1 protein-coding gene and 1 pseudogene are annotated in these 1,329 nt (G+C 47.3%); both read right to left on the bottom strand.

The genetic code is table 11. From position 1 onward, the window contains the following. Positions 1 to 100 precede the first annotated feature (100 nt). The gene (locus LKK83_RS21470) at positions 101 to 946 is read right to left on the bottom strand and encodes a DUF2887 domain-containing protein (protein ID WP_324633378.1); all 846 of its coding nucleotides are present in this window, start codon (positions 944 to 946) and stop codon (positions 101 to 103) included. Positions 947 to 966: 20 nt separating this feature from the next. Beyond that, a pseudogene (locus tag LKK83_RS21465) lies at positions 967 to 1,248 on the bottom strand (Uma2 family endonuclease); the annotation flags it as partial. Positions 1,249 to 1,329: the final 81 nt, after the last annotated feature.

Here is a 1,329-nt window from a genome sequence, read left to right as displayed (position 1 = left end):
CCTCCATTTCCCCTGGCTCTCATCCCGACGCTCACCAAGCACGGGTAGAGCGCGGGGCTTCCCGCCGAGAAGCTAAGGAGGACACAGCAGTGCTGTGTCCCTACAGGGAATTCTCTTGCAGCCAAGCCTCAAATTCTCCAAGTTCTTGAAAATCCAACAAAGCCTCCCCCAGGGACTCCAGTTGAGGAATCGAGAGACTCCGCACTTGCGAAATTTGTTCCGAACTCAGCGCCCCAAAACGTCGAGATATCTGACGCACAATCAGATTCGCTTCTCCCAGTTGCTCTCCTTCTTGGCGTCCAATTTGAATCACTTCTTGATAAAAACGTGTTTGGGTCACATCCGCTTCTCTAAGATCCAACATATTGCGTATCTCCTCAATGCTCAAATCATCAAATTTATTGACCAGTATAGCCTCAACCAAATCCAGGTATTTCTGAAATTCGCCCGGGGTTTGGGTACGGTTTAAAATCGATTTGGCCATCACAGCCGCTTCAGTCTCCGGCATCACCACCAACTTCAGCAGAGACAAGTTCGGACTAAGATTTTCTACTGACAGTAAATCCTCTAGATACAACCGCGTTACGGAACTAGATAGCAAGTTTTGATAGGGAATTTCTGACCCTAAGTCCAGAGAACGACTGCGTAGGATTAATAATCCCTGCCACGGGCGGGTAATTTTATATTGAAACAGATAAATAAATATTCCGGCGAAGTAGCGCCCATAAAATTCGGGGTCATTCTGCATTTGCGCTTCCAGAAACACCAAGGGTAAGCTGACATCTTGGGAAACCGGAGTCAACAAACCATCAAGCCGGATTTCTTTTTCCTTGACGACTGGGGCACTATAGTCAAATTCACAGTCCGGGGGAATTCCCTGTAACAGTTCGGAAATTAGACTGGGTTGATTTAAGAAAATTCGGTAACATAATTTATCGGTTTTCATTTGAATAGTTCGGATTTAGTAGCGTGCAATTTATCATGGAGGTCATAGGAGGCGCTACTGCCCGCCACTTCAACAATTAACTCGGGCGCGCCTTCGATGTAGTCGTCTTCGCTAATGCGCGATTGTCCGCCGCAGGCTTCATCGAGGCGTAGGAGGGCGTCGGGTTGGGGTTCGTTATCTAAATCGAGGCGCACTGTAGCATTATCGGCTAGCATCACGCCTGGTGTTGCCACTTTATAAGTACCCAACCAAATCATTAAATTGGCATGAGGTTCGGCATAAGATTTAAGTCTGACAGGAGATGGCACTTGATACTCCCTACGGATAAATCCGAGGGATTCTTAAAGAGTCCAAAGTCGGACTTTTAAAGGCGCTTTTCCCCA

The sequence above is a fragment of the Phormidium sp. CCY1219 genome, assembly GCF_035615515.1.
Taxonomy (GTDB): domain Bacteria; phylum Cyanobacteriota; class Cyanobacteriia; order Cyanobacteriales; family Laspinemataceae; genus CCY1219.
The sequence above is the reverse complement of the archived record's forward strand: the minus strand, read 5'-3'. Positions and strand labels throughout refer to the sequence as shown.